General features: G+C 70.2%; 3 protein-coding genes. All 3 read right to left on the reverse strand.

The window, feature by feature from the left end; translation table 11 throughout:
* Positions 1 to 77 precede the first annotated feature (77 nt).
* A complete protein-coding gene (locus ACTUAL_RS30830) occupies positions 78 to 1,502 on the reverse strand; it encodes a resuscitation-promoting factor (protein ID WP_096491429.1) in 1,425 nt (474 codons plus the stop codon).
* A 298-nt stretch (positions 1,503 to 1,800) separates the two neighbouring features.
* Positions 1,801 to 2,625, reverse strand: a complete 825-nt coding sequence (locus ACTUAL_RS30835; protein WP_440902692.1) for a TatD family hydrolase — start codon at positions 2,623 to 2,625, stop codon at positions 1,801 to 1,803.
* Positions 2,622 to 4,358: methionine--tRNA ligase (gene metG / locus ACTUAL_RS30840; protein WP_440902693.1), on the reverse strand; the 1,737-nt coding region annotated here is incomplete at its 5' end. The genes metG and ACTUAL_RS30835, both read right to left, overlap by 4 nt.

The following is a 4,358-nucleotide window of genomic DNA, read 5'->3' on the forward strand; positions in this document are numbered from 1 at the left end:
GTGAAGCGGAGCGGTGACCGCACAGGAGGCGCTTTCCCTCCTGGGCGGTCAGGCCTCCGCTTCCAGGAATGTCACAGTCACAGACCGAGCTTGGAGCTGCAGCCCGGCCACGCCGAGTAGCTGCCGCCCCGGCCGTCGCGGAGCTTGGTCGCGATGGCGATCTGCTGCTCGCGGGTGGCCTGGTGCGGGTACGCGGCGTACGCGCTGCCGCCGTAGGCGTCCCAGGTGCTCTTGTTGAACTGGAGGCCGCCGTAGTAGCCGTTGCCGGTGTTGATGGCCCAGTTGCCGCCCGCCTCGCACTGCGCGAGCTTGTCCCAGACGGCGCCGTCCGGGGGCAGCTTGGTGCCGACCTTGACCTTCTTGGCCTTGGGCTCCTTGGTGACCTTGACGCCGAGCTTCTCCCGGCCGGTCTCCTTGCCGTTCTTGACCGTGACGCGGTAGGTGACGATCTGCTCGCCCGCCTCGCCGGCCTCGACGGTCTCCTTGGTGCCCTTCATCATGTTCGCGTCGGTGATCTCCTCGACCGGCGGCGCGATGGCCTCGGTCGCGTTGATCACGGACACCCCGGTGCGGCTGATGTGGATCTCCGCGCCGTTGCTGATGCGCAGGTCCAGCGCCGACTCGACCCGGTCGTCGGGGCCGAGGGTGAGGTTCTCGGTGTCCAGGAGCTCCTGGACGGTGAGCGCGGTGGTCTGGAGCTGGCGGGGCTCGTTCGCGCCGTCGAAGACGGTGACCGCCTTGAGGCTCTTGACCTCCAGCGACATGCCCTCCAGGGGCACGTCGGCGTCGCGGGCGGCGGAGAACCAGGAGCCCTCGCCCGCCTGGACGCCGAGCTGGTCGAGCGCCTCGGCGACGTTGACGGAGCGGACCCAGCCCTCGCGCTGCTCGCCGTCGACGGTGACCTTGACCTGGCGGCCCCGGTCGAGGCTGATCTTGCCGCCGTCGCCGACCTTGGCCTGCGGGGAGGGGCTGAGGGCGTCGTGCTCGCCGATCGTGATGCCCTCGTCGGCGAGGATCTCGCCGACGGTGGACTCGTACGTGCGGACGGTGTGGGCCTGGCCGTCGACGTCGACGGTGACCGACTTGTCCATGGCGATGGCGGTGGCGCCGCCGCCGGAGATGGTGACCAGCACGGTGGCGACCGCGGCCTTGAGGAAGCGGCGCTTCCACTTCCCGGCGGCCTCGACCAGGGCGGCGGGCGGGGCGTCGGGCTCCTCGGCCGCGAGCGCGCCCGGAACGCGGTCCTGGGAGACCTCGTCGGGGATGATGATCGGCGGGAGGAGGGTGGTCTCCGCGTTGATCAGGCGGATGAGCTCGTCGACGTCGACGTCAGCGTCGGCCAGCACCTGGTCGGCCTGCGGGCCCAGGGCCTCCATCACGTCTTCCGGCGTGATCGAGAAGACCGCGGTGTCCCACTCCTCGAACGGCCGGTCCACGACGGCGACCGCGGTGTCGGGTCTGACCGGGGTGAACCAGTCGGTGTCCTGGTTGAACGTCGTCACGGGTGTCCATACCTCCTGAAGGCGCAAAGCACGGGCTCCGCGCGCGGGCTGCCAGTGGTCAGCTGGTGATCCGCCGACAGCTCCTTCGTTCGCTCGGTTCCGACTTCTCGCTCCTGGTGCCGGTTCCCGCCCCGACAACGGGTCCGGTGCCCCCGTCGCGCAAGAGGGGCACGGTCACGGGACCGTAACGGGTGGGCGGGGGTTCTGCAAACACCCCCATTCCGGATTGTGTGTCGCATCACACCCATAGGGGAGCAACCCCGTCACCCATTGGCAGCAGTAACCACTAAGAGTGGTTTCAGACCCCTATTCCGAAAACGTGTTCGGCGGTTTGAGTGACCTCATTGGCGAGGGTGATCAATTCCACGTGACGCAGAGTCGCAAGCTCGCGCAGCGTGTAGTTGACGCAGTAGGGCTCGTTCGGCCGTCCCCTGAAGGGGTGCGGGGTGAGGAACGGCGCGTCCGTCTCCACGAGCAGCTGCCCCGAGGGCACCCAGGCCGCCGCCTCGCGCAGCGCCGAGGAGTTGCGGAAGGTCACCGGCCCCGCGAAGGACAGGACGAACCCGCGCGCGACGCACGCGCGCGCGAACTCCAGGTCGCCGGAGAAGCAGTGGAACACCACCTTCTCCGGGGCACCCTCGGCGTCCAGCGCGGCCAGGACGTCGGCGTGCGCGTCCCGGTCGTGGATCATCAGCGGCTTGCCGACCCGCTTGGCCAGCTCGATGTGCCAGCGGAACGCCTCCTGCTGGGCGTCGCGCGGCGCGTAGTCCCAGTAGTAGTCCACGCCCGTCTCGCCGACCGCGACCACGCGCGGCCGGGCGGCCAGCTCCGCCAGCTCGGCCCGGTCCGCGTCGGAGAAGTCGGACGTGCGGGTCGGGTGCAGCGCCACCGCCGCGTAGACCCGGTCGTCCCAGGTGGCAGCCTCGGCGGCCCAGCGGGCGGCGGCGAGGTCGTCGGCGACCGTGACGACGCGGCTCACGCCCGCCGCCCCGGCCCGGTCCAGCATCGCCCGGACGTCCTCGGCGGTCTTCGCGCCGCAGGCGTCCAGGTGGGTGTGGGCGTCGACCACCGGCGCCGGAAGGGTCTCCGGCGCCGGCGGTCGCTCCCCGCGACGTGGGGTCACTTGACGATCGGGGCCCACTCGGGACCGGTCTCGCCCAGCTCCGGGTCGAGCTTCGCGAACAGCGGGGCGGGCTTGGCCAGCGGGCGGCCCACCTCGATCGGGGTGGACTCCCAGCGGGCCTGCTCGGACGCGTAGTCGCCGGTCAGCACCGGGTACTCGCGCTCGGGCACGTCCAGGTCGGTCACCTCGGTGATCTGCGGCTGCGCCGCCCACACGCCCGTGCCGCCCAGCAGCTCGTGCACCTTCTGCGCGGAGTGCGGCAGGAACGGCGTGAGCAGCGTGTTGGCGTCCTGCACGACCTGCAGGGCGGTGTGCAGCACGGTGTCGCGGCGCGCCGGGTCGTCCTTGAGCTTCCACGGCTCCTGGTCGGACAGGTAGCGGTTGGCCGCGCCGACCACCCGCATCGCCTCCGAGGAGGCCGCCTTGAAGCGCGAGCGGCGCAGGTTCTCGCCCACCACGCCGAACGCCCGGCGGGAGGTCTCCAGCAGCTCGTGGTCGGCCGCCGTGGGCGCGGTCGGCGCAGGCACCGCGCCGACGTTCTTGTGCGCCATGGAGATGGAGCGGTTGACCAGGTTGCCCCACTCGTTCGCCAGCTCGAAGTTCGTGCGCCGCACGAACTCCTCCCAGGTGAAGTCGGTGTCCTGGTTCTCCGGGCCCGCGGACGCGATGAAGTAGCGCAGCGCGTCCGGGCCGAAGTCGCGCAGGAAGTCCGTCACGTAGATGACGGTCCCGCGCGAGGTGGAGAACTTGGAGCCGCTCCTGGTGAGGAACACGCTGGAGACGACCTCTGTCGGCAGGTTCAGCCTCCCGAACGAGCCGGGCTCGCCACCGCCCGCGCCCTCGCCGTTGTTGCCCAGGAGCAGCGACGGCCAGATGAGCGAGTGGAAGACGATGTTGTCCTTGCCCATGAAGTAGTAGGCCTGGGCGTCACCGGTCCAGAACTCGCGCCACGCGTCCGGGTTCCCGCTGCGGCGCGCCCACTCGACGGACGCCGAGAAGTAGCCGATGACCGCGTCGAACCAGACGTAGAACCGCTTCATGGACTGGTCGCGCCAGCCGTCGAGCGGGATCGGGATGCCCCAGTCCAGGTCGCGGGTGATCGCGCGCGGGCGGAGGTCGCCGATGAGGTTCTGGCTGAACTTGAGCACGTTCGGCCGCCACTCGGAGCGGGTCTGGAGCCAGGTGCCGAGCGAGTCGATGAACTGCGGCAGGTCCAGGTAGAGGTGCTCGGTCTCGACGAACTTCGGGGTCTCGCCGTTGATCCGCGACTTCGGGTTCTTGAGGTCGACCGGGTCGAGCTGGTTGCCGCAGTTGTCGCACTGGTCGCCGCGGGCGCCGTCGTAGCCGCAGATCGGGCAGGTGCCCTCGATGTAGCGGTCGGGCAGCGTGCGGCCGGTGGAGGGGCTGATGGCGCCCTTGCCGGTCTTGGCCACCACGTAGCCGTTGCGCCACATCGCCAGGAACAGCTCCTGGGTGACGTTGTAGTGGTTGCCGGTGGTGGTGCGGGTGAACAGGTCGTAGGACAGCCCGAGGCCCTGGAGGTCCTCGGCGATGACGCGGTTGTACTTGTCGGCGAGCGCGCGGACGGACAGCCCCTCCTTCTCCGCCTGGACGGAGATGGGCGTCCCGTGCTCGTCGGTGCCGCTGACCATGAGCACCCGGTGGCCCGACATGCGCATGTAGCGGGAGAACACGTCGGAGGGGACACCGAAGCCGGAAACGTGACCGATGTG

The organism is Actinosynnema sp. (genome assembly GCF_052038725.1).